The following is a 26,426-nucleotide window of genomic DNA, read 5'->3' as shown; positions in this document are numbered from 1 at the left end:
GCCGCCGCGACAGACGAAGGCGATTTAGGCACTGGACCGCTTTGCACTCCTAATGAGTCAACCGACGCCGGAGGTCTACGAGCAGGGCAAGGGGATGGACGCCCACAACCAAGTGATGCGGGAGATCCGCTCGCGCAAGGAGGCGAGCTACGACCCCCACGAGCCCACCCGCGTCTGGCTCGACGAGGACAACACGCCGACCGGCGTCAAGCGAAGCCTGACGATCATCCTGAACACCGGCGGCTGCCGGTGGGCCCGCGCCGGCGGCTGTACGATGTGCGGCTACGTCGCCGAGAGCGTCGACGGCGGCTCCGTCTCCCACGAGGCGCTGATGGATCAGATCGACGTCTGTCTCGAACACGAGGAGGAGAACGGGGACGAGCCGGCCGAACTCATCAAGATCTACACGTCGGGTTCGTTCCTCGACGAGCGGGAGGTCGGCGCCGAGACCCGCCGGGCCATCGCCGAAACGTTCGGCGACCGCGAGCGGATGGTCGTCGAGTCGCTCCCCGACTTCGTCGACCGCGAGAAGATCGGCGACTTCACCCGGTACGGCGTCGACACGGACGTCGCGATCGGTCTCGAGACGGCGACCGACCGCGTGCGCCACGACTGCGTGAACAAGTACTTCGACTTCGCGGACTTCGAGGACGCCTGCGCGGAGGCCGCGGTCGCGGACGAAGACGCCGGCAGCGACGCCGAGGCGGGGATCAAGGCCTACCTCCTGATGAAGCCGCCCTTCCTCACCGAGTCCGAGGCCGTCGAAGACATGATCTCCTCGATCGAGCGCTGTGCCGACGTCGAGGGCTGTCACACCGTCTCGATGAACCCCTGTAACGTCCAGCGCTACACGATGGTCGACGAACTCTACTTCAACGACGGCTACCGACCGCCGTGGCTCTGGTCGGTCGCCCGCGTGCTCGAGGAAACCGCAGATATCGACGCCATCGTCGTCTCGGACCCGGTCGGTCACGGCTCCGACCGCGGACCGCACAACTGCCAGGAGTGTGACGACCTCGTCCAGAAGGCGATCAAGGACTTCGACCTCCGGCAGGATCCGTCGGTCTTCGAGGAGGTCTCCTGCGAGTGCGAACTGACTTGGGAGACCGTCATGGAGCGCGAACGCGGCTTCAATCAGCCGCTAACGCGGTAACACGACGGAAAAGAGTTCTCGAGCGGGCGCAGTTGCCCGCGCGATCGATCAGCCGGATTCGGAGCCGACTGCCCCGGAATCCGCCTCGGCTCGCGGCACTTCGAGCGTGATCACGGTACCGCGAGGGTCGTTGTCCGCGAACGAAAGCTGCCCTCCCGACTGCGTGACGACCCAGTTGACCAGCCAGAGGCCGAGACCGCTGGCGTGTCGAAGCTGGGTGATCTCCCGCTCCTCTTCGAGCAGTTCACGCTCCTCTCCGGGGACGCCGGGTCCGTCGTCGGCGACCGACAGGACGACCACTCCCTCGTCCACCCGATCGCGAAGCGTCACCTCGAGCGTCGGCGTCGGCCTGTCGTGGTGTTCGACCGCGTTCTCGAGCAGTTCCGAGAACGCCATCTCGATGTACTCGTCGGCGCGTGCGAAGACGTCGTCCGGGACGGCGCGCTCGATTTCGGCACCCGGATACTCGCGCTCGAGCCGAGCCACCGTTCGCTCGACCACCGCGGAGACGTCGATCGGCCCCGTTCCGCGGGACATTCGTTCGAGGGTGTGTTCGACGGCGCGCGTCTTCTCCGCGAGATCGATGAGATCGGCCGCCCGGTCCTGGATCGTTGTCGCGTATTCGGCGTGCTCGTCGTTGACGGTTTCGCCGAGCATCTCGGCACAGCCGTCGACGATATTCATTCCGTTACGCAGGTCGTGGCGCAGCACGCGGTTGAGAATCTCGACGCGCTTCTGGCGCTGTTTCTGTTCGGTGATGTCGGTGTAGAGTCCGAACGTGCGACTCGTAGCCGACCCGAACTCGATCGGGACGACCCGTAGCATGAAATCGCGAAGGCCGTCGGCAGTCTGACGCTTGACTTCGGCTTCGATGATCTCTCCCTCGTGAACTCGCCGGTTGATCGCCGTCCCCTCGGCGGTTCTATCGGGCGGAACGAGATAGTCGTCCAGCGGTTCGCCGACGAGTTCGGATTCGTCGTAGCCGAAGACGCGCTCGAACGCGGCGTTGACCGCTTCGACGATCGGTTCGTCGCCGCGGTAGCGGATGCTGACGACCGCGTCCGGAACGTTCTCGAACAGCGCGACGAAGCGGTCGCGTTCGTCCCTGAGTTCCGCCTGCGACGCTAGCTGGTCGAGTCGATCGGTGACGTGAGAGAGCAGTAACTCGGTCAGTTCTACGTCGTCGCGATCGAACGCGTCACCTTTCGTGGACGCCGCCTGAAAGACACCGTGCTCGCCGATCGGGACGCTGAGGAGCGACTCGTAGGTGTCGGTCTCGTTGATTCCCGTCTCGGACGATTCGTCCCCGTCGATCCGGTACGTTTGCTGGTTTCGGTAAGTCTTTCCGGCGATTCCTTCCGTGACGTGAAATCGTTCGACGTAGTCCGCGTCGTCGATGTGCGAAGAGAGCGCCGCTTTTTCGAGGTAGTCACCGAACGCGCGATCGACGACGCAGACGTCGAAGTTGAGAACGTCTTCCGCCGCGATCACCGTGAGATCGTAGATCTCCGCGGGCTGCTCGCAGTCGTCGAGCAGCGAAGCGATCTCGTGGAGACTCTCGATTTTCGCTCGCCGGTCGACGAGTTCGCGCTCCATGCGCTTGCGGTCGCTGATGTCGCGGACGATTCCGACGGCCCCCTCGAGTTCGTCGTCCGCGGACAACAGCGTCGTGTTGGCCTCACCCGAAATCCGCTCGTCCGTCCGAGTGACGATCGTCACCTCGGTCGTCGCAACGGAGCTGTCGTCGGCCGAAACGAGATCCCGAACCCGTCTCCGGCCTCGCTCGAGGCTCCCTTCGGTGAGGATCGTCGAGACGTGTTTTCCGACGAGTTCGTCGCGGTCGTACCCGGTCATCTCCGCCATGGTGTCGTTGACCGTGACGAACCGGCCGTCGCAGTCCAGAACGTAGATCCCGTCGCCGACGGTCTCGAGGATCGTCTTCGCTCGCTCGAGTTCGCGTTCGCGCGCCGCCCGGTCGAGCGCCGCTTCCGTCGTCGTGGCGAGCACGGTGACGAGATGAACGTCGGCGATGTCGAGTTCGTGCCGTCCCGTCGAGGCGACCGACAGCAGCCCGTGTTCTCCGAGCGGGTGGAAGACCGCACTCTCGACGGGCCGATCGATCTCGTACGGGACCAGTTCCGTCGAGGTGTCGTCGACGACGATCGGTTCCTGGCGCTCGTAGGCGTCCCAGAGGATTCCGTCGCCGGGACCGATTGCCGGAATCTCTCCGGTGGCGTGTGCGAGTTGGGTCGTCGTTCCGGCGATCTCGAGGTGTGCAGCGTCGTCGTCGTAGAACCGGATTCCGCCCAGCGAGCGGTCGATCACGGTTTCGGCGGCGTCGATGACGATCTCGGCGATTTCGTCGACCGACGCGGCTCGCATGAGGTCGTGTGTCGTCTCCTGGAGCGCTTCGAGTGCGTTCGCACGCTCGAGTTCGTCGGTGACGTCCTGTCCGAACGAGAGCACGCTGACGATCGCACCGCTGTCGTCGACCAGCGGCGTGTTGAACCACTCGCACGTGATTACGGAGCCGTCCTTGCGAACGTTGCGGCTGACGTTCCGTGACGGCCCCCGCCCGGATCCGGTATCGACGAGGTTCTGCCAGTGGCTGGCCGCGTCCGAGCGTTCCGAGTCGGCGACGATCAGGTCGAGGGCCGAACGGCCGAGCGCTTCCCGTCGCGTATAGCCGAACAGCTCCGTCGCCGCCGGGTTCCAGCTGATCGCCTCGAACTCGAGGTTCCACTCGATGATCGCGAGCGGCGACTGTTCGACGAGCAACTCGAGTTGTTTCGAGGGGGTCGCCTGGATCGAACCGTCCGTTTCGCGCGTCGAATCGTCGACGGAAAGCAGTCCGGAGACGCGTCTCGAGAGCGTCCCGATGCCCTGCGAGCGCGGAACGTAGCCGTCGGCGCCGGCGGCGATCACTTCCCCGGCGAGCGCCTCGCTTCCGGTCGACGGGAAGACGACGATCGGAACGTCGGATCGACGGTCCCGAATCTGCAAGCAGAGATCGACGCAGGTCGCGTCGGGAACACCATCCGTCAGCACGACGCAGTCCGCACTCGAGAGCCGTCGGAGACAGTCGGCAGCCGTCTCGACGGCGTCGACAGAGGCGCCGACTGCGAGAGCTCGCTCGACTGCCGCAGATCCGTCGGAATCGACGTAGACGACGCGAGTTTCTCTACTCATGACTCGGTGCTCTGGTGGAAACCGGTTCGTGTCGGCCAGCACACGCTAACCGACTGGCGACTTTCTTCCGAGGCGACGACACGGGTGTCGTATGCGCCTGGTTTCTGCAAAGAATCGAAGTGGTTGGAAAATAAAGGTACCGGCTGTATCTAGGCGCGATCGGCGACCGAATCGAAGCCCCGGAGGATACCCTGGCCGTCGGTCGGTCCGACGTCGGGTAGCGTCGCGCGTTCGGGGTGAGGCATCAACACTGCGACCGTCTCTCTGTCGCCGAGTACGCCCGCGACGTTGTGTTTGGAGCCGTTCGGATTCACGTCTGCCCCCGTCTCGCCGGATTCGTCGCAGTAGCGGAAGAGGACGCGGTTCTCCTCCTCGAGTGCGGTCAGTCGGTCGTCGTCGATCTCGTAGCGGCCCTCACCGTGGGCGATCGGAACCTCGATGACCTCGCCCTCGTCGTAGGCGGCCGTCCAGGGCGTGTCGGCACGCTCGACCCGGAGGAAGGCGCGTTCGCACTGGAACCGGGCGCTCTCGTTAGTCGTGAACGCGCCCTCGGTGAGTCCCGTCTCGCAGCCGATCTGGGCGCCGTTGCAGACGCCCAGTACCGGCACGCCGTCGGCGGCGGCCTCGCGAACCTCGGCCATGACGGGCGAGCGAGCGGCCATCGCGCCGGCGCGCAGGTAGTCGCCGTAGGAGAACCCGCCGGGTAGCACGATCCCGGTCGTCTCCGCCGGCAGGCCGTCCTCGTGCCAGACGATCTCGGCGCCGATGTCGAGATGCTCGAGGGCGCGTGCGGCGTCGCGGTCGCAGTTCGAGCCGCCGAATCTGACGATCGAGACCGTCACAGTCGCCACCCCGCGGTGTTGCGACCGACGGTCTCGGTCGTCGTGATTGAAACAGTCATCTACCGCTCGTCGACCTCCACGTCGTAGTCGTGGATGGTCGGGTTCGCGAGCAGTCGCTCCGCCATCTCGCTCGCGCGCTCGCCGGCGGCGTCGGCGGACGCGGCGTCGAGATCGATCTCGAAGCGGTCGGCCGAGCGCAGCGCCTCGAGTTCGAAATCCAGGCGCTCGAGCGCCTGTTTCGTCGTCTCCGCCTCGGGATCCAGGACGCCGCGTTTGAGTCGAACGGTCACCGTCACGGTGTAGGCCGTCATTACTCGATACCCCGTATCCGTGCTCAAAAACGCTTTCGCCTTTCGTCCGTAATCCACGTTCGTGGATATCTTCGCGAGTCGGGCTCGTCAGGGAAGCAGGCGGCCGAGCGCCGACCGCAGGCGGTAGCCGATCGACCCGTTCCGATAGCCGTTCCAGCCGCGCATTCCGCCGGCGAGCGTCGCGGCGTCGTAGCCCTCCTTTTCGACCACCGACGTCGCCCTTCGAGCGACGATTCCCGCCTTACAGACCGTGACGACCGTCTCGTCGTCGACGGCGCGCTCCACGCGCTCGAGCCCGCGGACGGCTCGACCCGGTGGAGCGCGGAGACGGTCGACGTCCGGGCCGACTCTGTCCACTACGAGTCCGACGAGCGGGTGCAGACGCCGTTCCGTCAGGAGACGGTCGCCGTCGCGAACGGGACCGTCTACGCCGCGCTCGAGGGCGCGACGTTCACCGACGAGCGCGACGGGGAGGAGTGCACGACCGAGTTATCCAGCGGGTTCGGCGCGGTCGACGCGGAAACCGGCAACCGCGTGTGAGTGGTCGCGTTCACGCCCCGCACGCGGGCGGTCCCGTCACCGAACCGATCATGGCGAGTGGCTCGTCCGTGAACGTGAACCTCGGCGGCGGAGAGGGTGAAATACACGTTCGACCCCGAAACCGGCGACGGCTTATACTACGAGCGGAACAGACGGGCCAGCACGGAAACGGCCTTCGTCACCACCTACTGGGATATCAACGGCGAACTCACCGTTTTCGACGGCGGGAACCGGTGGACCGTCGAGAGCGACCACAACGCGTGGCGGTCGCCGATCGTCGTCGGCGACGCGCTGACCGCCGGTCACTTCGCGACGCCGCCGGAGCACGTCGAATCCGACTATCCGGAGCGGTCGCTCGTCGCGTTCAACATCGCCGACGGCAGCGACCGGTGGATCCTCGACTTCGACGAAGAACTCCCCGACGCCGGCGGTCGACCGATCGCCGCCGACGAGAACACGCTCTACCTCGAGACCGTCGAAGCACTCGTCGCGCTGCGCGCGTCCGACGCCGACGACGCCGAACCGGACGGCGATGGCTCGGCCGACGATGACGACTCGGCCAACGATGACCCAGTCGACGAGGACGACGACTCAGACAACGAGGACGATGGGAGCGGAGTCGGCGAAGACGATGGGGACGCTGCAGACGACGGAGACGACGATCCGGACGCGAACGGTGGCGAAGACGAGATAGACGGAGACGGCGACGAGACGACCGACGACGAAGATGACGCGGGCGACGACGTTCCAGGCTTCACGACCGGCGCGGGGATCGTCGGCGGCGCGCTTGGCCTCGAGTGGCTGCGCCGGAAGGCCAGCGTCGACGAACCGACCGGCGGGGACGAGCCGGCCGAGTAAGGGTTGCGTCGTCAGTCGGCCGGCAGCGGCGGCGCCTCGAGGGCGGCGATCGACCCCACTATCCGATCGGCGGCCCGCCGTGCGCCGGCGACGTTCCCTGCGAAGGGGCCGACGGTCCCGGCCGCCAGCGCGCCGGTGACGAACACCGGCGAGCGGCCGCCGTCGGTCCGACGCCACGCCAGCGTCTCGTCGTCGAGTACCGGCATCCCCTGATAGCCTCGCTCGAGGCCGAGTTCGTCCGCGACGCGGTCGACGAACGGATGCTCGAAGACCGGATCGAAGCCGGTCGCGAGCGCGACGCGATCCGCGGAGAGACAGCCGTCGTCGGCCAGCAAGAGACGCACGCGGTCGCCGACGGCGCGAGCCGATCGAACCTCGTCGGTGCGGACCGTCAGCCCGCCGTCCTCGAGACGATCGAACAGCGTCGGCGGAATCGTGGCGTCGTTGCGCGCCTCGCGAACGGTTTCGACGCGCGCTCGAGCGCCCGGCGGGTGGCGGTGGAGGTGGCGCTCGACGTGATTCCAGTTGATCCAGCGGGGATCGGCTTCGATGGCCGCCTCCTCGAGTTCGCGTCTCGAGAGCAGGGTCACGGACTCCCGATCGGCGAGGCAGGTCGCCAGCTGGGCGGCGGTGACGCCGCCGCCGACGACGACCGTTTCGTCGGCGCTCGCGTCGGGATCGAACCCGTCCCAGACGTGGGTGACCGCGTCGATTCCGTCTGCCCAGTCGGGCGTTCGGTAGCGACCACCGTGGCCGATCGCCAGCACGCAGGACCGGGTCCGGATCGGTCCGTCGGCCGTCTCGACGACTATTCCGTCCGCTCCCTCCGCGCGGTCGTCGATCGATTCGACCGCCGTCCGCCGGTGCAGCACCTCCAGTTCGCGACCGTCGATCACGTACTCCGCGTAGTCGAGGAAGAGCGATAACGACGGCCGCCGCGGGTAGCCCGGCGTCGGCAGGAGTTCGTCCTCGCGACCGCACGCCTCGGCGAAACTCTCGAGCCCGAACGGTTCGGTGCCGACGTGGTGGACGAACGTCGACCGCATCGCGTCCATCTCGCAGGCCTGCGCTTTGCGACGGAACGAGGCCAGCAGCCGTTCGTTCGGATCGACGATTCGGACGTCCTCGCGCTCGAGGTCGGTGTCCTCGAGGAGTCGCTGGACGAGGTAGGTACCGTGGATACCGCCGCCGACGATGACGCACTCGAGCATGCAGCCGCGGTACGGGGTGTTGTTACTTTACTCTATTGTTTTAATAACTAATCGTACTATGGACGACGGTGTTAGCATGCACTGGTGCGGCGAGCACCGGCCGTCGAGCGTTCCCCCCTCCGCGGAGCGCTCGAGAGCCGGACTCGATCGGGAGCGCGGGCGAACGCTCACGACAGCTGCCAGGAATAGCTTTAGTCGTGGCCCCGGATATCTGACCCGATGAGCGACGACGCCGACGGTCCGGTCTACTACGTGATCAGCGATCTCCACATCGGCGGCGACGAGCAACTCGAGCGCGTCGACTTTCTCGAGGAGTTGCTCGGGTTCCTCGAGCGGCTGGAGGCGAGCGACGAGGACGCGGAGCTGATCATCAACGGCGACGCGTTCGGGCTCTGGGAGTTCACCGAGCTCGAGGGGTTGGAGAAGTTCGACGAACTGATCGAGCGGTATCCGACGCTGTTCGAACAGTTTCGTGCGACCGGCGACTCCGTTCCGATCACGCTGCTCCCGGGAAACCACGACCACGAACTCGCCGCCTACGACGAGTACGTCGAGCGCCTCGCCGAGTACAACGTCGACCTGATCCAGGCGAAGTCGATCACCCGGCCGGTCGGCGATCGAACGATTCACTTCGAACACGGGCACCAGCAGGATCCCAACAACCGGATCGAAGACTTCGGCAACCCGCACGCGACGCCGATGGGGTACTTCTACAACACGCACGTGACGAGTCGAGCCGGACAGCTCTCCGATCGGGGGCGGTACAACTGGTTGAAGGACGTTCAGGCGGTGACGCCCACCGAACGGATGCCGAACTGGCTCGTGTCGAAGTACTTCTACCGCGAAATGAACCCCCTCCTGCGGTACGCCACGGTTCCGTTCCTGCTCCTGTTCAACGTGAGCGTCGTCCTCGCGGTTCTCGCGGGGCTCGATCTGGCCGGGGTCTGGACGATGCCCGTCGAGACGGCCGACGCGTTCCTCGATCAGTTCGGTCTGGCCGGCGCGGCCGTTCACCTGCTCCTCGTGATCAACGCGGCGGTCGCCGGACTGCTGTTGCTCGTCGCGGCTCCGCTGTTTCTCTTCGCCAGGGACGCCAGGAAGACGGTCGACCGATTCGGAGTCGTCGAGACCGACCTCACGGTCGATCCGGAACAGCCGTACGTGGAAGCCGCCCGCGAGGTCTTCGCCGACCGTCCGGAGACGGCGGTCTTCTGTTACGGGCACACGCACCGACCGAAGATGCTCGAGGTCGACGACAGGCTGCTCGTCAACACGGGAACCTGGCTGAAGCGCCTCCACCGCCGGGACGTCGTCGCCGGACGCCTCCCGACGGTCTTCTACCCGTCGTACCAGCTCTGCGTCGTCCGCATCGCGGCCGACGCCGACGGCGTGATAGTCGAGTACGAGGAAATCGAGAAACCGAGTCCGACCGCGGAAGAACTCACTCTGACCGAGCGGCTCCTCACCCTGGGTCGAGAGCCCAACCCCGAACTGCCCGGCCGGGCGGTCGTCACGAGCGAAGCGTCCGAACCGACCCCCGACGCGCTCGAGTGAGCGGCCTCGAGCGATCTTAGAACAGCAGCCTCCCGACCCACGCAACGACGAGTGCGAAGCCGATCGCCGCCGCGGCCTGTCGGGCGAGCAGTTTCGCGACGAATCGGACCGAGACCTCGCGTGCGACCGTGATCGCGGTGACCAGACAGGGGAAGAGCACGCCGGCGAGGTAGACCGCGACGAGCACCTGCACGGGAGAGAGCGCCGCGAGACCCGACGAGTCCGCCGCCAGCAGGGCGATCCCGTCCTTGCGAACCGAGGCGAGCACGACCGGCAGGGCAGCCTCCGCCGGAAGGCCGAACGCGCCCATCGCGGGCGCGAGCGCTCCGCCGAGTCGCTCGAGCGCGCCGGCGTCGTCGAGCAGCGCGGCGACGACGCAGATTCCGGCGAAGACCGGCAGAGCCGTCGTGACGAAACTCGCGAGCGACGTCCGGGCTTCCCGCCAGATCGCGCGCGGACGAGGCCACTCGAGGAAGGTCCGCCGATCGGCCGCGAGCGAGGTCGTACGGGCCTCGGGCGGCGCGATCAGCCGGACGTAGAGCAGGGTCGTCGCGGCGAGCACGACGAGGTAGGGGACGACGAGCCAGCTCATTCCCACCGCGGCGAAGACCGCGAGCGTGGCCGGGAACTGGTAGGAGCAGGCCGCGCCGAAGGAGATCGCCGAGATGGTGGTACAGCGGGTACAGTCCGAACAGCTCCGGGTGCTCGTCACGGCGGGCACGTTACAGCCGAATCCCATCACGACCCGGACGAGATCCCGTCCGGTCAGGCCGATCCGACGCATGACGGGGTGGAGCGCGGCCGTTACTCGCGTCACGAGCCCGCTCGCCTTGTACGCGCCCGTAAACAGCGCGAAGATGAACATGGTCGGCAGCGCCCAGACGAACAGGAACGGTCCCATCGCGAGCAGCCCGTAGTCGCTGACGAGGACGGCCACCAGCGGATCCGGCACGCTCTCGAAGCCGAGCGGAGTCGCGAGCGAGGTCGGTAGCGTCGCCGTCTCGACCCGGACGGCCGCGGGCTCGAGCGCCTCGCCGACGATCGGGTCGAGTTCGCTCGCGACCGCGTTGGCGAACCAGACGGCGACGACCGCGGGCAGGAGCAACACGAGCGCGCTCGCGATCGGTCCGAGGTACGGTCGCTCGAGGATCGTCTCGGGCGGCTCGATCTCCCAGCCGACCCGCGTCGCGGTCCCGCCCGGCAGCTTGCCGCCGTATCGGATCGCGTCGAGGACGGCCCGCGGGTCGCTCGCCCCTGCCGGACTCTCGCCAGGAAGCTCGCCGCCGTCCGCCGCTACACGGGTCAGACTCCGCGCGTCGACCGGAACGACCGGGACGCCGAGGTCAGTCTCGAGGTCCGCGAGCGCGTCCTCCGCTTCGGGACGGTCGTCGACCTTATCCCAGTGGGAGACGACGACCGCGCCCGGCCGTCCCTGGACGAGCGGTAACAGCTCCGCGAGGTCGCGGTCGAGGTCGGTCGCCGGGACGACGAGGACGACCCGGTCGATCGACACGAGTTGCGACAGCGCCTCGCGGGTCGTCTCGGTGTCCGCCTCGAGCGTGATCCCCGGCGTATCGACCAGCTCGAGGTCGCCGGTGCGGTAGATTTCGCTCGAGACCGTCGAGCCGCCGACGTTCTCGTCGGCCGGCGCCGAGCGTGTGAGTCCGGCGGCGAGCGCCGATTTGCCGACGCTCTCCTTCCCGATCAGGACGACTCGCTCTCGATCGTCGCTCACTCGATCACCACGAGATCGGTCGTCGGCAACGCTGCAGCACCGAACCGATGGGCTGTCGCGATAGCGGCGCGACGCGGGTAGTGCATCTCTGGCTCGGCACTCGCCGCGCCGGGTTAATAATATTATCGTCTAAGATAATAACTACTATTAGATCCGAGATAGTATTGGTAATCAGATGCCCGATAGCTCGATCCCTGTCACGGTACTGTCCGGAACGCTCGGCGCCGGCAAAACGACCGTTCTGAACCGCGTCCTGCGTGAGAGCGACGATCGGCTCGCCGTCCTCGTCAACGACATGGGCGAGGTGAACGTCGACGCCGACCACGTCGCCGAATCGTCGGACATCGCCGACGAGGACGAGGAGTTGATCGAACTCTCGAGCGGCTGCATCTGCTGCGAGCTTCGCGGCGACCTGCTCGAGGCGATCGACCGCCTCGCTCGCGAGCGCGAGTTCGACGGGATCGTCGTCGAGTCGACGGGCGTGGCGGAGCCGCTCCCGGTCGCCCAGACGCTGACGCTCGGATTCGACCAGGGCGACCTCGAGCCGACCGAGTTCTACGAGGAGACCGGTATCGAACCGCTCGAGGACTGTCACCTCGACACGACCGTGACCGTCGTCGACGCCCACCAGTTCCGCGAGGCGATGCGCTCGGACAAGATTCTGGACGACGACGGCACCGAGAAACACCTCGGCGACCTACTCGTCGAGCAGGTCGAGTTCTGTGACGTCCTGTTGCTCAACAAGTGCGACCTCGTCGACGAGGACACCCTCGCACAGATCGAGTCGACGCTCGGGGTCTTACAGCCGCGAGCGGAGATCGTCCGGACCGAACACGGCGGCGTCGATCCCGACGCAATCGTCGACGCGGACCGGTTCGACTTCGAGGCGGCGAGCCGGTCGGCGGGCTGGATCCGGGAACTGCAGGAGCCCTACGAGTCCGCCGAGGAGGAACACGGCGTCACCTCGTTCGTCTTCGAGGCCCGGCGACCGTTCCACCCGGAGCGGTTCGCCGATCTGCTCGACGAGTTCCCCGACGCCGTCGTCCGTGCGAAGGGACACTTCTGGCTCGCCGGTCGCGGCGAGGAGGCGATCACGCTCAACGTCGCGGGCCAGTCGATCCGCGTCGCCCCGGGCGGCCAGTGGCTCGACGCGCTGCCGGAACCGGAACGACGCGAACGGCTCGAGGAGAATCCGGAGCTCGGATCCACCTGGCACGAGCGGTGGGGCGACCGCAGCGTCCAGCTCGTGCTGATCGGCACCGAGATGGACCACGAGTCGCTGCGGGCCGACCTCGAGGACTGCGTGCTCGACGACGACGAACTCGAGGACGATTGGTCGGCGTACGAGGATCGGTTCCCGACCTTCGAGCCGCCCGAAGAACTCGAGGAGGACGAGGAATCGACGCCCGAGGCCGACGAGTCCCAGTCCGGCCGGGAGGAAATCGGCATTGCGGACTGAACGACCGCGGAGTGATCGTCCGTGACCGGACACGACACGGAGACCGAACCGGAGTCGGGCGCCGACAACCCGGCCGACGGGGACGTCTCGCCGTGTTGCCACGCGTACGTCGAGCGAAACGAGCGCGGGCCGGACAGCTGTACGATCTACGAGATCGTCAACGCCGAATCCGTAGCAGACACCTGGATCAAAGCCCGGGGGGACGCGTTCGTCTCCAGGGAAGATACTCGGTGATTGAATCGACCGACAACCACCACAGACGACGAATCCAACCCATGTCCACGCACTTCCAGACCGCAGCGAGATCGAACGTATCACACGCGCATCGGCGCGAAGCGATCGGCCGACTGATCGACGCCGACGAGCGAACGAATCTCGCGCTCCTCGTCAAGATGAGCGGTCTTCGCGGGGAGTACCGGCGGCAGGCGCTCGAGGGACTGGGCGAGTGCAACGCCACCGAGACGCTCGAAGACCTCGCCGAGAACACGACGATCGATCCGTCGTTACGACGCCGAGCGGACGACCTGTGCTGATCTCGACGGTTCTACCGATTGGGCGGGGGAAGCGGGCCGCGGAGAGACCGATCTCGACGACTCGACGAGGAGCCGAACCGATCGGTAACCGATCCGACGGTCGGCAAGCGATCGACGGATAGTTGCTACGCTATAGCCCGGTTAGTCCCTTCGAATCCCGTGACCCCCAGCACCGTGCGTTATTCTCTCAATGGCAATCATTGATTTTGAATGCCAAAATTATACTTGCAAATACGTAAATAGATCTGGCTCGAAACCGACGTATGGAAGAAACAGAACCCAGAGACCCCATTACCGACGTTCCGATCGAACAGTCCGATCTTCCGGTTTACCTGCCCGGAACGCCAACCGTCTCGTTTACGGAGTACATCGAGCGATTCGTCAGCATGCTGTTCCGCTGATTCGGCACCACCGAAATCACTGCACGAAGGCACAGGGAGCCCATACTCGACGCTGCTCACTCGACACCGTAGCGTCGGTGAACGGAGACGCTCTCTACGGAGTTCCGACTCGACAACAGATCGGTAAGCAGTTCGCACGCTCTACGTAACATCGAACCCAGCCCGGATTCAGTCTCGCGACCGAATAACGAAATCGTGTTTTCGACTGTGTCGGCGATCAGCAGTCGCAGTAGTCGGGCTTGCAGCACTCGAGATCCTCGAGAATCATCCGTTTCTCGCGGTAGGCTTCGAGCGGGTCGGTATCGACCCCGAGGCGCTCGCCGATCGCCTCTGCGACGACGGCGAACCGCTGGCGAAACTTGTAGATGAAGCAGAACTGCTGGCCGTTGTGAGCGACCTGGGGGCCGGCGAGAAACAGCCCCGGCGTCTCGGTGGACTCGTCGCGGTCGGTCAGTTCCGGGAACTCGCCGTCGAACGCGAACAGGTTGTCGACCAGCGAGAGACTTCCTTCGAACCCGGTCGCGAGAATCGGCGGCGTTCGCGACCGGAACCGGTTGCCGTCCCTCGTGTGCACGACGTGCGATCCCCCGCAGTCGTCGCTTTCGATATCCCCGACGCGCACCTCGGGAACGAGATCGATCGGCTTCCCGTCCTCGAGGGCCGCCTCGAGTCGCTCGTTCGTTCGCGGGGAGAGCACCTCGCTGGGATCGGGACTGCGGAACCGCCAGGTTCCCTCGTCGTCGAGCACCGTGACCGAGAGCCCCTGTTCGGCGAGGCCGAGTGCCGCGTCGATCCCGCTCTCGGCGCCGACGACGACTACGGCGTCGGCCGCGCGCTCGGCCGCCGCGCCGGAGCCGTCGGCCACGGCCTGCGGTCTTCCATCGATTCCCTCGCTCGAGGCGTCGTCGGCGTACGCTTCCCACGAATCCACGTCGGCGACGTGGACGCCGTGTGAGCCGCCTTCGATCGAGCCGCTGGACGGATACTGGTACTGTCCCGCCGCCCAGACGACGTACCGGGCCCGGATTGAGTCGTCCGCGGTCTCGAGCGTAACCCCGTCACTCTCGTCTCTCTCACCGCCGTCGGGAACGACGGCTTCCACGTCGACGCCCGTCTCGACGGGAACCTCGTGGAACTCGGCGACGGCCTCGAGGTAGTCCGCGTACTGGTCGCCGGTCGGGTGTTCGCGGTCGAGCGCCAGCGCCGGCGAGGTGTCGATCGTGACGGCGTTCAGGTCGCGCACGCCGAAGGCGTTGGCGGGGAACGACGGCGTCAGCAGCCGCATTTCGTCGGGCCAGTTGCGAAACGAGGCACCGATACGGTCGCGCTCGAGGATCGCGTACTCGACGTCGAGTCGCTCGAGCGCGACAGCGGTACCGATTCCCGCCGGACCGGCGCCGACGATCGCGACCTCGAGATCGGTGGCGTTCATACCGAACCGATGGGGTTCCACGTACTTAATAATACTAGGTTAGAAATTACTAATTTTGAATAATATAGAAGAAAGTGTTACTACAGGTTCGTTCTCAGGGATATCGACGGAAAGCAGGACTTTTAGCCGCCCATAGACTGAGATCAGTACTGATGACCCGATCTTCGCTCGAGCGGAGGTGGCTGCGATGACGACCGACGTGACTGAAATTACCGTAATCGGAGACGACGATACCGGGCTGGTTGCCCGCGTGACCAGCCTCCTGTTCGAGCGCGGAGCCAACATCGAGGACCTCGATCAGGCGGTCCGCGACGGCGTCTTCCGGATGTACCTCGCCGTCGACACCGCGGAGATGGTCTGTACCGAGGCGAAGCTTCGGGAGGATCTCCACGAACTCGGCGAGGACCTCGGACTCGACGTCCAGGTCCGGTTCCCGGCCGACCGCGAGACCCAGCAGATCGCCGTGCTCGGCACCAAGGAGAGTCACTGCCTCGAGGCGCTGTTCGAGGCCTGGGCGAACGACGAACTCGGCGCGGATATCGGCGTCGTCATCGGGAACCACGACGAGCTCCAGCCGCTGGCGGAGCACTACGACGTCCCGTTCCACGACATCGGTGACGAGAAGGGCCAGCAGAACGAGGAACGGCTCCTCGAGCTCCTCGCCGAGTACGACGCCGACCTGATCGTCCTCGCGCGCTACATGCGCATTCTTTCTCCGAACGTGGTCTTCCGGTACGAGGACCGCATCATCAACGTTCACCCCTCGCTGCTGCCGGCGTTCCCCGGCGCCGAGGCCTATCGACAGGCCATCGAAGAGGGTGTCCGCGTGGCGGGCGTCACGGCCCACTACGTCACGACGGACCTGGATCAGGGGCCGATCATCACCCAGCGCGCGTTCGACGTCCCCGACGAGGCCGACCTCGCGGAGATGAAACGCCGCGGCCAGCCCCTCGAGGCCGACGCGCTGCTCGAGGCGGTTCGGCTCCACCTGAACGGCGACGTCTCGGTCCACCGCGGCAGAACGAGCGTTCGCGAGAACGGCACCCGCTACCAGCTCGGACTGCCGGGAGAGATGGACGAGATCACGCCGGATCGGCCGGTCGACGGGATCGGCAGCGCCGTCGCGGACGCCCAGCGCGAGACGGACGGCGACGAGTCGGAACGAGAGGCGGAATCCGAGACGCCGGCAAACTGACGAGTTAGGAACGGTCCCAGGACTCGAGACACGCCGCGCTGCAGAACTGGTAGTGGACCGCCTCGCCGTTCTCGACGATACTTACGACTCGTCGCTCGCCACCCTCGGTTACCGGGTCGCCACACGCTCGACACTCGGGGGCGTCCTCGTCGGTCGAATCACTCATTGCTAACCGACGTGGTGCGTCAGCCACTTGAACGAACCTGTTGCGGCGGTATCGGCCATTCGGTACGCCGCTCGTCGCGCCGCTGTTCGGACGACTGCAGGAAAAGCGGAATCTCCGACCGGAATCTCGGTTCGAGCGCGGCAGCCCGAACGTCCTATACGTTCCCCTGATCGACCGCAACGTCCTCGAACAGCGGGCAAAGATCGCCGTCGAGCCGGGACTTCAGATCCTCGGGTTCGCCCTCCGTCGGGGCGACCGTGATCGCGTCGGTGACGCCCTCGGCGTACCGTTCGGCGTCGTCCGACTCGACATCGCCCCCCCTGGAGGTGTTCGCCGACTCGGTCGACGAACTCGTCGCGGCCGTAGCCGGCACCGTCGTGGTCGGCGCCCTCGATGACGCCGGCCAGTTCGGGCGGCAGCTGACTCGCGACGTCCTCGGCCTCGCCGCCGGTCAGGGTCTCGCCGAGCGTCTCGATGACGGCCTCGCTCGCGACCTGCGCGCGCTCGATCGTGTCGAGGTGACTCGCCTCCTGTACGAGTTCGTAAAATTCGTCTTCCTGCATAGATGGACGTTCGGCGGTGACCGGTGTCGGTATTTGGACCTCAGATGCAAGGCCGCCAGCGGACCCCCTCGCCTCGGTGAACGGCGCCTCGAGTTCGTCAGGAAGCTGTGAGCGGAGGGTGCGGTGGTCACCGCGCGGAACGACATCGACGAGGGCAGACGGATCGAGACCCACACATCGCCGATTGCTGGGTGACGATAGACGTCCTCGAGGAACGCGGCGTCGCTCACCTGGTGCGAGAACAGTACGGAACGGAAGAGGACTGACGCGAATCGGGCGTTCAGTCGGCTTCGTTGGCTTCGGCCTCGAGGGAGGAGCCGCTCGAGGCGACGCCGAACTGTTCGGTCCACGACGAGGAGACGAGCGGTGCGACGGCGAAGAACACCATCGCGAGCACGAACAGCGAGAGCATGACGGTCGCGACGGCCGTAATGCCGATCGTGGGGTCGAACAGGGCGATACTCGCTACGATGCCACTGGTAGTGACGGGACTCATTAGCGCTCGATCTCACGTTACGACCCCCCACCTATGAGAGTTTCTCTCCGCGTCCGTCCCGGTCCGGGGTGATGAGCAAACCAGCGTCCCGTGCTCGAGACGGCCGATCGAGAGCCGGCGAATCGAGACACGACGGAGCCATCGATACGCGAGACAATCGTCGAGAGCGGTTCACTTGCGGCGAGAAGCCGTATGATCCCGTATCAGACTCGAACAACCGAATCGCATTTACCCCTCCGTCCGGACGAACGTGTATGGAGATTCCCGAGGGGCTGGGGTTTCACGTCCTCGATACCTTGTCGTCGAATATCGCAGTACTGGATTCTGACGGGACGATCCTGGCGACGAACGAGGCGTGGAAAACGTTCGCCCAGCAAGACGAGCTCCGGCCGCCGGTCGACGGCGTCGGCGCAAACTACATTTCCGTCTGTGACGGCTCTGACAGCCCGTACGCGGCCGAAGCCGCCGACGGAACCCGGGCCGTTCTCGACGGCGAGCAGGAACGATTCTCGCTCGAGTACCCGTGTCGCTCGCCGACCGAAGCGCGGTGGTTCCAGCTGACCGTGACGCGGACCGAGTACGAGGGCGACTCGTACGGCGTCGTTACCTACCGGAACATCACCGAACGAAAGCAAAACGAGCAGGAGGCGGTGGAGTCGGACGAACGCCTCCAGCAGTTCGCCTACGCCGTCTCACACGACCTGCAGGAGCCGCTGCGGATGATCACGAGCTACCTCGAGTTGATCGAGCGCCGGTACACCGACGAACTCGACGACGACGCCGAGGAGTTCATCGAGTTCGCCGTCGACGGCGCCGAGCGGATGCGGGCGATGATCGAGGGGCTGCTCGAGTACTCCCGGATCGAGACCCGCGGCAACCCGTTCGAACCGGTCGATCTGGACGAGATTTTCGAGGGGGTCCGGACGGATCTGCAGATCGCACTCGAGGAACGGGACGGCGAGCTAACGGTCGATTCCCTGCCGACGGTTTCGGGAGACCGGAGTCAGCTCCGGCAGCTCTTCCAGAACCTGCTCAGTAACGCGATCACCTACAGCGGCGACGAGCCGCCGCGGATCCACGTCGAGGCCGAACGGAGCGACGGCGAGTGGATCGTCGCCGTCAGCGACAACGGGATAGGCATCGATCCGGACGACCAGGAGCGGATCTTCGACGTTTTCGACCGCCTGCACAGCCGCGAGGAGTACGAGGGAACGGGGATCGGACTCGCACTCAGTCAACGGATCGTCGAGCGCCACGGCGGCAGCATCGAGGTCGAGTCCGAACCCGGCGAGGGATCGACCTTCTTCGTGACGCTGCCGAGTCCCTGATCTGTTCTGGTCGTTCGACGGGCCAGCGCTGACGGCTTTCTCCGACTGAAAACAGTCCACCTACGCGCAGTCTGTTTTCGATGTTGAGATGTTCTGTTGTTGCCAACTGTCCGTTAATCGGACTACGTACAGGGCGAGCAGGTGACGGAGTGGCAATCGATTTCACTGATAGCTGTCGAGAACACAGTTCTGAATACAGAGGGTGTAGTCAGTACGTGGTTTCTAGTAGCTTCTGAGGATTCTAACGGAGCCGGGAGTTCGAATTGTAAGCGGCGTAACTCTACTATCCCGGTCCGAAGGCCGCGATATCGGCTCCCACCGTCGCCAGTGCGTCGGCGGGGTTCGGGTCGCTGTCGGCCAGATGCGTGTACTGGTGTTCCGGGATGCTCGACAGTGCCGCCGTGACGGCCTCGCTGTACGTCTCGACGCCCGGTTCCGTCGGGTCATCGCCACCCCTGACGTCTCGGATGACCGTCATCGAATCGATTTGCACTTCCAGCCTGCGTGGCTCGTAGCGAGCCAACAGTTCGGAATATAGTGGATGTATCCATCACGACGCGGCAGTTAAGTACCATCCATCGGCGCTGAATCGATCGCTACGTGCAGTTTCGAACCGACCCTCGGATTTTTTCAGCTACAGGTGATATCTACGGAGTTGAAGTCAGGAAGTACACAATTAGCGGAATTCAGAGGATCACTCACAGAACACAACAATTTTTCGGCAGATCTAATTCGAAAGTCCCGAAGCACCACTATCGCTCGGCACAGGAGGCCCGTCCTTCGGGAGTTCCTCTCGTTTCGATCCACCACACGTTGCTACACCACGGAATAAGTTGGATTACATACGTATATTCTGCATCACGGACGTAGATTCCACCGTGGCTAACTGCTGGGTGATCGTGTCCCTCGTGGTGGTGCGGTTCGAACACCGGGAACTCCTCTAAGACGCTGTACGCGTCGCCGAATTCACGTCGCGATAATTCTATCTGTTCGCTGGGTTGTTGTAACGCGTCTTGTAACGGGACAAGGTCGACCAGTTTACTGTCGCTCGAAGGGGTGACGAACTCATTTGGCGGGAGTTGGTCATCGTGCTCCTCGGGATCGATCAGCGGTTCGAGCGGTGTGGCCTCTATATATCCTCCAAAGAACCCCGGCCAGCGAGGCTGTCTCAAGTAGGCCACTACACCGAGAATCACACCAGCGATCGTCTGGAGGAGAAAACGACGAGAGGGAGACGACACTGTCATAGTGCCTGATTTTCTCTCAGCAGACAAGATTGTTTTCTTTAACTGGCGGTGAGATCGCCACACCCCCGTACGGAATAAATGCTTATGTATACCAGACTGAAGAATTTGGTATGAATGTAGAGTCATTACGCTCCCAACCGCTCGGCACCGTCGGAGTCGTCCTGATTACGGTGCTATACAGTGTCGAGCGTTTGGTAACGAGCCTTTTTGCGATTAGTTACGCTGTACCGGAGGGGCGGACGGCGGTCTGGGCGGGATTTGCTGGATTCGCTATCGCCTACTTGCTGTGGCGGGGTTTCCTCGTGGGATGGGTCGCAGCTGTCGTACTATATACACTATTGGTGCTTGACCTTGCACTCGGAGCAACTGTCTTCGGCTTCACACAGGTACCACAGATAGTAGTCGCGTTTGCCGCCCTCGCATACCTGTTGAGTGCACGCAATCGGTTTCAAACTATCTCCTCATCGGCCAGTTCGTCAACTGAATAGGGTACCGAGGCTCTCGTGTTACATTTGCTCTGTGGGTTCAGCAAAACCGGTTCGAACTACCGAGTACCTGTCAAGAGCGGTGTGCTGATAGAGAGGATGTGTGCAGCACAGCAGTTTGCTTTATTTCACCCGGTGTTTGCTGAATTACCCGAAAGAGGTCCTGCAAACTGAGAATTGATTAACAGGTGCCCTCAGCAAACTCATCAGAATCCCGTAATTCAACCTGTGGTTCCAGCGGACCGTGGAAGTTAAACAGTGCGTGGTAGCAGTCTGCTGAATTCGCCATTCCTTCGAAATCCGTGGGAATCGAAGCGCTTCCGATTTCTTCATCAGTGGCGTACAGCAGGGTATACTCGGCTGGTTCCGTTGACCACGACGGGTCGATAATTTCGTATCCTTCCGCTGCTTCTACATCACCTTCATAAACGATTTCATCCGCACGTTCGAGTCGCAGTTGTACTGATTGTGGTTCTTCACTTGGATTATGTATGAAAAGGCTTCCCAACGGGACGCCTGTTTTACTATCAGACCTGAGCGGGACAGCATCTAAACAGCCTGCAAGTGATGAAAGACCGAGTATAGCAATCACGTGCCGGCGAGATACCGATATAACATTCATAAAAATGAGTTTTATTTATAAATAATAAATCTTTTCCAATGATAGTATCTCTGTGGCCTGTATTGACCAATCACTATTCCACGGTGATCGGGCCCTGACTCGCACTGACTACGCGCCCCGTATTCAGCACGGCTCTACCAGCATCGCCGGTAGCTGATAGCAGTACCAGCGGTAGGTTCGCACATCCACGTGACGGCTATTTCAGATGAAATCTCATACAAAGAGGAAATTTTCAACGGGGCCAGAGAGGGTTACAGTCCCTGCACGGAGCCGACCGCACTCGAGAGCGGCGGCGCGTCGAAAACGTCCAGTCCGGTGTAGGTGTTGGTGCCGGCGCAGTACATGTTCCGCGCGGTCTTCAGCACGCGCTCGTCGAGCGGCTTCGGCTCGAGATCACAGAGCGACTTCCAGTCGGCGACGTCCTCCCGTTTCGCCTCGGCTTTCGCGGCCTTGACGGCCTGGACCCACTCGGGCTGGGTGCGCTTGTGGTACTGGCGCAGGACTTCTTTCGACAGCTGCGTTTCGCCGTAGCTGAAGCGGTTCTCGTCGAACGTTCCGACGACGTCGGCGACTCGAATCCCGCCGTCGTAGTAGCAACATTCGATCTTGCCGTCCTCGTGGAACAGTTCGGTCTCCACGGCCTGATCGGTGACGACTCGGTTGACTTCGTCGGCGATCGACTCGAGGTCGGCGATGTCCGCCTTGCCGGCGATGGCGTCGGCCTCCTCGCGGTCGAGATAGCGGTCGCCCTCCTCGTACTTCGTGGAGAACTCGACGATCGGTTCCTCGAGGTCGACGGCTTCGTCGGGCCAACTCTCGAACGAGAGGCCGTGATCGGCGGGATCGGTCCGTCGGCGGAGACTCGAGCCGACGGGGACGCGGTTGCGGAAGACGATCTCGAGCGGGATCAGGTAGTTCTGTCCGGCCGCCTCGTGATAGTGGTCGTAGTCGTACTCTCGGCCCTCGTTTGGGAGCCTCGGAACCTGAGTCAGATCGATGGCCATCTGCCAGGGCGGTCGCGAGGCGTCCTCGAGCGACAGGATCTCGCCGTTCTCGACGACGCCGCGGTAGTGGGTCGGAACGCCCGCGTCCTCGAGCAGTTCGAAATTAAAGGCGCCCATCGTACAGAGGCTGGCCCCCTTGTCGGGAATCTGGTCGGGCATCTTCCCCCAGTCGAACACCGAGTAGTCGTCGGTGAAGACGAACGAGCCCTGCCCGAGACTGTCGGACGTCGCTTCTTCCTCGATGTGGAACTCTTTGACGCTCGTCATTCGAGACACCCGCGGATAGCTGGGACGCCGCAGTTCATGTATCAGTTGCGGTGGCCGGACCCTAAGAAGGTTTCAGTATCGGACCAGTCGCTAATTCGCGCCCACCTTACGTACTTATTGGTGGGGAAGATCTACGCAGCTACCAGCCCTTCGAAGCGTATGGAGATGAATCACAGACGACGTGGGAGTGGCGAGCCGCTGCTCCTCGTTCACGGGTTGGGCGGAAGCTGGCGGACGTGGATGCCGGTACTCGATACGCTGGCCGCCGATCGCGAGGTGATCGCGGTGGATCTCCCCGGCCACGGCGAGACGCCGCCGCTGTCGGGCGAGGTCTCCATCGACACCCTCGCCGAGGCCGTCGCCTCGTTTCTGGGTGAAAACGATCTCGAGGGAGTCGACGTCGTCGGGAACTCGATGGGCGGACGACTCGTCCTCGAACTCGCACGCCGGGGCGACGTTGGCGCGACCGTCGCGCTCGCTCCGGGCGGGTTCTGGACGGGATGGGAGCGGTACTTCTTCTACGCGACCCTCGCCCCGTCGATTCGCCTCGTCCGCTTGCTGCAACCGGTGATGGACCAACTTACCGCCAGTGCCGCGGGTCGAACCCTGCTCCTCGCCCAGCTCTCCGCTCGCCCCTGGAAGCTGTCCGCCGACGTCGCCCGCGAGGAGATGCGAACCTTCGCCGACTCCCCCTCCTTCGACGAACTGCTTCGTCGATTAGCCTTCGGATCCGGCCAACCGGGGACGGACTCCGCACCGGGACCGATCGTGATCGGCTGGGGGCGCAAGGATCGGGTCACGCTTCCCCGTCAGGCAAAGCGCGCGATGGCCCGATTTCCCGACGCGCGACTGTACTGGTTCGAGGGGAGCGGGCACTACCCCCACTGGGATGCCCCCGAAGAGGCCGCACAGTTGATTCTCACCGGCACCGCCCGCAACGAGTCGGACGAGTCGTGAGTCCGTGGACGGTCCGCGAGTGGTACGGATCGAGCGGTCGTCCTGACCGAGACGCGACTACCTCGAGCGGACGGAACGAACGATCCATCACCCTTTTCTCGCTGTACCGGCATTGGTACGCCGATGGAGCGACCGGTGACCGAGGCCGACCTCACGTTCGACCACGTTCCCGAAACCGACCAATCGTTCGAGAACGCACTCGAGAAGGCACAGCGTGGCGACCGACTGGCAGTCGACGACGCCACCGAGTTACTGACGACGGGAACGGACGTCGAGGGCATCGACCGGCGACGCAAAGAACGGGTGCTCGAGGCCGCCGATCGGCGCCGCGCCGAGGTCGTCGGCGAGGAGGTGACCTTCGTCGCGAACCTGAACAACAACGTCACGACCGCCTGCAACGTCGGGTGCTTGTTCTGCAACTTCAAGGACGCCGCTCACACCTTCGAGCGCGACGCCGACGTCGAGACCCAGGGGTTCACCAAGACGCCCGCCGAATCGCGCGAGATCGTCGCCAACGCAGTCGAGCGCGGGATCTACGAGGTCTGCTCGGTCTCCGGACTCCACCCCGGATTCGCGCTCGACGACGAGCACCTCGAGATCCTCGAGGCCCACCCCCGTCCCAAAGAGGTCAACTTCAAACCGCCCGCGCGGTACGCGACGGATCCCGGCACCTACGTCGAGCAGATCGACGCGATGAGCGTCGACGGGGTTCACGTCCACTCGATGACCCCGGAAGAGGCCTACCACGCGCGCCGGGGGACCGACTGGTCGTACGAGGAGGTCTACGATCGTCTACGGGAGGCGGGACTGGATACGGTCCCCGGCACGGCCGCCGAGATCCTCGTCGACGAGGTTCGCGACGTGATCTGTCCCGGCAAGATCGACACCCGGGGGTGGCTCGAGGCGATGGAGGCCGCCGCGGACGTCGGACTGGGGCTGACGGCCACGATCATGTACGGCCACGTCGAGAACGAGGCCCACCGGGCGATGCACCTGAAACGGGTTCGGGACCTCCAGGACCGCGTCGACGGCGCGATCACGGAGTTCGTCCCGCTCTCGTTCGTCCACCAGAACACGCCCCTGTTCGAGCACGACGTCGTCTCCGGCGGCGCGAGCGACGACGAAGACGAACTCATGATCGCCGTCTCGCGGCTCTTCCTCGACAACGTCGAGCACATCCAGTCCTCGTGGGTCAAGTACGGCGACGAGCAAGGGCTGAAGATGCTCTCCTGTGGCGCCGACGACTTCATGGGGACGATTCTCTCCGAGGAGATCACCAAGCGCGCCGGCGGCGAGTACGGCGAGTTCCGCTCGTTTTCCGACTACGTCGACCTCGTCCGCTCGATCGGACGGATCCCGGTCGAGCGCTCGACCGACTACGAGCAGCGACGCGTGATTGACCCCGACGAACCGCCGTTCGGCCCCGAACTCGGGCCGGAGGCCGACGGGACGCCGCTGCTCACGCGGGAGGAGCGGACCGTCCCTGCCGACGACTGATCGAAATCGGAAATCGGTAACTGGGATCGATACTGCGTTCGAACACCACGGCCCGGTACTGCCGCAGCGGAGCCTTTTCCTCGCGCTGGCCGCGGTAGTGAGCATGAATCATCTCCACCAGATCGGCGAGCAAAGCTGGCACCTGCCGAACCACGCCCGTCTCGTCGTCTACGAGCGTGAGGACGGAGAGCGCGGGCTGCTCACCGTCTACGACTGCGGCGCGACCCAGGGTCCACCGAAGGCACAGCTACTGGGTACGCTCGAGGGCGTCGACGCCGACGCCGCGATCAGATCGAACCCGACCGGACGGGTCCTCACCCTGCACGAGACGGCGACGCTCGAGCGGGTAAACGGGGATCGCTACCGGATCACCTGAGCCGGTTCACTCCGCCCTGCGAGCGCGCCGTGGCTCGCCGCCTCCGCGTCGGGTAACGCTGACCGACGGCTCTTCGCCCACGGAACGGGCGACCGCGATCGCGAGCGCAGCGATGCTGAGCAGGCCGATCAGTCCGCCGAGGGCGGCCACGATAGTCAGGCCGCTCACGAAGAGGCTGACCACGAGGATCACCGCGCCGAGAAAGAGTCCGACAATCGGAGCGCCGAACGCGATCGTATCACTGTCCATACGGAAACTACGACGCGGACGGAGATATAGCTCTCAGACGAAGTACTGGTACGTCCGCCGAATTGGCCGTTTCCGTGTCGTTCGAAGTCCGTCGGCTGCGTCGCGGGTAGTCCCTTCGACGGCGCTGCCGATGGACGCGAACGGCGCAAACCGATTCCGACTGGACCTCGCGGTTCGGTTCAGGGTTCGTCCGATCGCAGCCGGACCTCGAGGACGCCGTTGTTGAACCGCACTCGAGTCGCCTCGCTCGACCGCCACGGCGGCTCGATGCGCTCGAGGACGGATCCCGTCATACCGATCACCAGTTCGTTCGTCCGGGGATCGATCCCGATAGAGAGATCGTTCACGCTCGCGCCCGGGATGTCGGCGGTGACGACGAACTCTCCGTTCTCGCGTCGGGTATCGATCAGGTACCCGTCGGACGGGAACGTGCGCTGACGCTTCTTCCGGGGGCGATCCGTTCGCTCGCGGTCTACCGAGCGCTGCGAGTCGCCCTCCGACCGACGCGGCGTTTCGTCGTCCGCGACCGACCGGTCGGGCGGCTCCGTCGGTGGTGGCGGGACGTCGGTGACGGAAACCTCGAACAGAGTGCCGAGGATGTCCGATAACGGCCGTAGTCCGGCCTCGAGACGAAACCCGCTCGAGTTCGTTCTCTCGTCGTCGGGGGGTCGATCGGAACTCTCGTCCTCCCCGTCGTCGGACGGATCGTCGCTCATCGGGTATCACCGCTGACGGTCCGAACCGTGGACAGGATCT

General features: G+C 64.5%; 28 protein-coding genes and 3 pseudogenes. 14 read left to right on the top strand and 17 right to left on the bottom strand.

Translation table 11 applies throughout. The features are described 5' to 3' along the window. The first annotated feature begins 52 nt into the window (after positions 1-52). Positions 53-1,153 carry an archaeosine biosynthesis radical SAM protein RaSEA gene (locus tag NED97_RS02975; RefSeq protein ID WP_252489240.1) on the top strand — a complete coding sequence of 367 codons (1,101 nt, stop codon included), beginning with the start codon at positions 53-55 and terminating at the stop codon, positions 1,151-1,153. Between the two features lie 48 nt (positions 1,154-1,201). Here NED97_RS02975 and NED97_RS02970 read toward each other — a convergent pair whose 3' ends face one another. The 4 genes and pseudogenes from NED97_RS02970 to NED97_RS02955 all read right to left on the bottom strand — a co-directional run. After that, a complete protein-coding gene (locus NED97_RS02970; RefSeq protein ID WP_252489239.1) occupies positions 1,202-4,342 on the bottom strand; it encodes a PAS domain S-box protein in 3,141 nt (1,046 codons plus the stop codon). A gap of 149 nt (positions 4,343-4,491) precedes the next feature. Then, the gene (gene purQ / locus NED97_RS02965; protein ID WP_252489238.1) at positions 4,492-5,184 is read right to left on the bottom strand and encodes a phosphoribosylformylglycinamidine synthase I; all 693 of its coding nucleotides are present in this window, start codon (positions 5,182-5,184) and stop codon (positions 4,492-4,494) included. A gap of 59 nt (positions 5,185-5,243) precedes the next feature. Beyond that, entirely contained in the window at positions 5,244-5,495 is a 252-nt protein-coding gene (gene purS / locus NED97_RS02960; RefSeq protein WP_252489237.1) for a phosphoribosylformylglycinamidine synthase subunit PurS, read from the bottom strand. A gap of 87 nt (positions 5,496-5,582) precedes the next feature. After that, positions 5,583-5,765 (bottom strand): annotated as a pseudogene (locus NED97_RS02955) (rhodanese-like domain-containing protein); the annotation flags it as partial. A 105-nt stretch (positions 5,766-5,870) separates the two neighbouring features. Here NED97_RS02955 and NED97_RS02950 point away from each other — a divergent pair. Both NED97_RS02950 and NED97_RS02945 read left to right on the top strand, forming a co-directional pair. Continuing rightward, complete coding sequence (locus NED97_RS02950) at positions 5,871-6,035, top strand: hypothetical protein (protein ID WP_252489236.1); 165 nt, start codon at positions 5,871-5,873, stop codon at positions 6,033-6,035. Positions 6,036-6,131: 96 nt separating this feature from the next. Continuing rightward, positions 6,132-6,893, top strand: a complete 762-nt coding sequence (locus NED97_RS02945; protein ID WP_252489235.1) for a hypothetical protein — start codon at positions 6,132-6,134, stop codon at positions 6,891-6,893. Positions 6,894-6,904: 11 nt separating this feature from the next. Here NED97_RS02945 and NED97_RS02940 read toward each other — a convergent pair whose 3' ends face one another. Continuing rightward, on the bottom strand, positions 6,905-8,104 hold the full coding sequence (locus NED97_RS02940) for an FAD/NAD(P)-binding protein (protein WP_252489234.1): 1,200 nt from the start codon (positions 8,102-8,104) through the stop codon (positions 6,905-6,907). A 219-nt stretch (positions 8,105-8,323) separates the two neighbouring features. Here NED97_RS02940 and NED97_RS02935 point away from each other — a divergent pair, with 219 nt between their 5' ends. Further along, positions 8,324-9,658, top strand: coding sequence for a metallophosphoesterase (locus NED97_RS02935; RefSeq protein WP_252489233.1), 1,335 nt, complete (start codon positions 8,324-8,326; stop codon positions 9,656-9,658). Between the two features lie 16 nt (positions 9,659-9,674). On the opposite strand, the gene NED97_RS02930 is transcribed toward NED97_RS02935, so the two are convergent. After that, on the bottom strand, positions 9,675-11,393 hold the full coding sequence (locus NED97_RS02930; protein ID WP_252489232.1) for a nucleoside recognition domain-containing protein: 1,719 nt from the start codon (positions 11,391-11,393) through the stop codon (positions 9,675-9,677). A 175-nt stretch (positions 11,394-11,568) separates the two neighbouring features. Here NED97_RS02930 and NED97_RS02925 point away from each other — a divergent pair, with 175 nt between their 5' ends. The 4 genes from NED97_RS02925 (at position 11,569) to NED97_RS02910 (ending at position 13,786) form a co-directional block, all read left to right on the top strand. Continuing rightward, complete coding sequence (locus tag NED97_RS02925) at positions 11,569-12,852, top strand: CobW family GTP-binding protein (RefSeq protein WP_252489231.1); 1,284 nt, start codon at positions 11,569-11,571, stop codon at positions 12,850-12,852. 21 nt (positions 12,853-12,873) lie between these two features. Next, entirely contained in the window at positions 12,874-13,086 is a 213-nt protein-coding gene (locus NED97_RS02920) for a DUF7511 domain-containing protein (RefSeq protein ID WP_252489230.1), read from the top strand. Positions 13,087-13,127: 41 nt separating this feature from the next. Next, on the top strand, positions 13,128-13,385 hold the full coding sequence (locus tag NED97_RS02915; RefSeq protein ID WP_252489229.1) for a hypothetical protein: 258 nt from the start codon (positions 13,128-13,130) through the stop codon (positions 13,383-13,385). A 263-nt stretch (positions 13,386-13,648) separates the two neighbouring features. After that, positions 13,649-13,786, top strand: coding sequence for a hypothetical protein (locus NED97_RS02910; protein WP_252489228.1), 138 nt, complete (start codon positions 13,649-13,651; stop codon positions 13,784-13,786). Between the two features lie 217 nt (positions 13,787-14,003). Here the strand turns inward: NED97_RS02910 and NED97_RS02905 are convergent, their stop codons facing one another. Continuing rightward, positions 14,004-15,218 carry an NAD(P)/FAD-dependent oxidoreductase gene (locus NED97_RS02905; protein WP_252489227.1) on the bottom strand — a complete coding sequence of 405 codons (1,215 nt, stop codon included), beginning with the start codon at positions 15,216-15,218 and terminating at the stop codon, positions 14,004-14,006. A 187-nt stretch (positions 15,219-15,405) separates the two neighbouring features. Here NED97_RS02905 and NED97_RS02900 point away from each other — a divergent pair, with 187 nt between their 5' ends. Next, entirely contained in the window at positions 15,406-16,413 is a 1,008-nt protein-coding gene (locus tag NED97_RS02900) for a formyltetrahydrofolate deformylase (RefSeq protein WP_252489226.1), read from the top strand. Positions 16,414-16,417: 4 nt separating this feature from the next. Here NED97_RS02900 and NED97_RS02895 read toward each other — a convergent pair whose 3' ends face one another. From NED97_RS02895 to NED97_RS02885, 3 genes and pseudogenes are all read right to left on the bottom strand, one after another. Next, a complete protein-coding gene (locus NED97_RS02895; protein ID WP_252489225.1) occupies positions 16,418-16,579 on the bottom strand; it encodes a DUF7576 family protein in 162 nt (53 codons plus the stop codon). 154 nt (positions 16,580-16,733) lie between these two features. After that, positions 16,734-16,952, bottom strand: a complete 219-nt coding sequence (locus NED97_RS02890; RefSeq protein ID WP_252490670.1) for a hypothetical protein — start codon at positions 16,950-16,952, stop codon at positions 16,734-16,736. Positions 16,953-16,956: 4 nt separating this feature from the next. After that, positions 16,957-17,142: pseudogene (locus NED97_RS02885) on the bottom strand (DUF2267 domain-containing protein); the annotation flags it as partial. Positions 17,143-17,249: 107 nt separating this feature from the next. Between NED97_RS02885 and NED97_RS02880 the strand changes: the two are divergent. Then, on the top strand, positions 17,250-17,408 hold the full coding sequence (locus tag NED97_RS02880) for a hypothetical protein (RefSeq protein ID WP_252489224.1): 159 nt from the start codon (positions 17,250-17,252) through the stop codon (positions 17,406-17,408). Positions 17,409-17,422: 14 nt separating this feature from the next. On the opposite strand, the gene NED97_RS02875 is transcribed toward NED97_RS02880, so the two are convergent. Next, positions 17,423-17,638, bottom strand: a complete 216-nt coding sequence (locus tag NED97_RS02875; protein WP_252489223.1) for a hypothetical protein — start codon at positions 17,636-17,638, stop codon at positions 17,423-17,425. Between the two features lie 254 nt (positions 17,639-17,892). On the opposite strand from NED97_RS02875, the gene NED97_RS02870 reads away from it, so the two are divergent. After that, entirely contained in the window at positions 17,893-18,966 is a 1,074-nt protein-coding gene (locus NED97_RS02870) for a PAS domain-containing sensor histidine kinase (RefSeq protein WP_252489222.1), read from the top strand. A gap of 283 nt (positions 18,967-19,249) precedes the next feature. On the opposite strand, the pseudogene NED97_RS02865 reads toward NED97_RS02870, so the two are convergent. The 4 genes and pseudogenes from NED97_RS02865 to NED97_RS02850 all read right to left on the bottom strand — a co-directional run. Beyond that, positions 19,250-19,498: pseudogene (locus NED97_RS02865) on the bottom strand (ribonuclease H); the annotation flags it as partial. Positions 19,499-19,718: 220 nt separating this feature from the next. Then, the gene (locus NED97_RS02860; protein WP_252489221.1) at positions 19,719-20,213 is read right to left on the bottom strand and encodes a hypothetical protein; all 495 of its coding nucleotides are present in this window, start codon (positions 20,211-20,213) and stop codon (positions 19,719-19,721) included. 666 nt (positions 20,214-20,879) lie between these two features. Next, the gene (locus NED97_RS02855) at positions 20,880-21,290 is read right to left on the bottom strand and encodes a hypothetical protein (RefSeq protein WP_252489220.1); all 411 of its coding nucleotides are present in this window, start codon (positions 21,288-21,290) and stop codon (positions 20,880-20,882) included. Between the two features lie 281 nt (positions 21,291-21,571). After that, positions 21,572-22,591, bottom strand: a complete 1,020-nt coding sequence (locus tag NED97_RS02850; RefSeq protein WP_252489219.1) for a phosphoribosylaminoimidazolesuccinocarboxamide synthase — start codon at positions 22,589-22,591, stop codon at positions 21,572-21,574. Positions 22,592-22,750: 159 nt separating this feature from the next. Here NED97_RS02850 and NED97_RS02845 point away from each other — a divergent pair, with 159 nt between their 5' ends. The 3 genes from NED97_RS02845 (at position 22,751) to NED97_RS02835 (ending at position 25,421) form a co-directional block, all read left to right on the top strand. Next, a complete protein-coding gene (locus NED97_RS02845) occupies positions 22,751-23,548 on the top strand; it encodes an alpha/beta fold hydrolase (RefSeq protein WP_252489218.1) in 798 nt (265 codons plus the stop codon). A 123-nt stretch (positions 23,549-23,671) separates the two neighbouring features. Then, positions 23,672-25,045, top strand: a complete 1,374-nt coding sequence (cofH, locus tag NED97_RS02840; RefSeq protein WP_252489217.1) for a 7,8-didemethyl-8-hydroxy-5-deazariboflavin synthase subunit CofH — start codon at positions 23,672-23,674, stop codon at positions 25,043-25,045. Positions 25,046-25,148: 103 nt separating this feature from the next. Beyond that, on the top strand, positions 25,149-25,421 hold the full coding sequence (locus NED97_RS02835; RefSeq protein ID WP_252489216.1) for a hypothetical protein: 273 nt from the start codon (positions 25,149-25,151) through the stop codon (positions 25,419-25,421). Positions 25,422-25,427: 6 nt separating this feature from the next. On the opposite strand, the gene NED97_RS02830 is transcribed toward NED97_RS02835, so the two are convergent. Next, positions 25,428-25,670, bottom strand: coding sequence for a hypothetical protein (locus NED97_RS02830; RefSeq protein ID WP_252489215.1), 243 nt, complete (start codon positions 25,668-25,670; stop codon positions 25,428-25,430). A 179-nt stretch (positions 25,671-25,849) separates the two neighbouring features. Further along, positions 25,850-26,386: an Hsp20/alpha crystallin family protein gene (locus tag NED97_RS02825; RefSeq protein WP_252489214.1), complete on the bottom strand. Its 537-nt coding sequence runs from the start codon at positions 26,384-26,386 to the stop codon at positions 25,850-25,852. Positions 26,387-26,426 lie beyond the last annotated feature (40 nt).

It is taken from the genome of Natronococcus sp. CG52 (genome assembly GCF_023913515.1).
GTDB lineage: Archaea > Halobacteriota > Halobacteria > Halobacteriales > Natrialbaceae > Natronococcus > Natronococcus zhouii.
The sequence above is the reverse complement of the archived record's forward strand: the minus strand, read 5'-3'. Positions and strand labels throughout refer to the sequence as shown.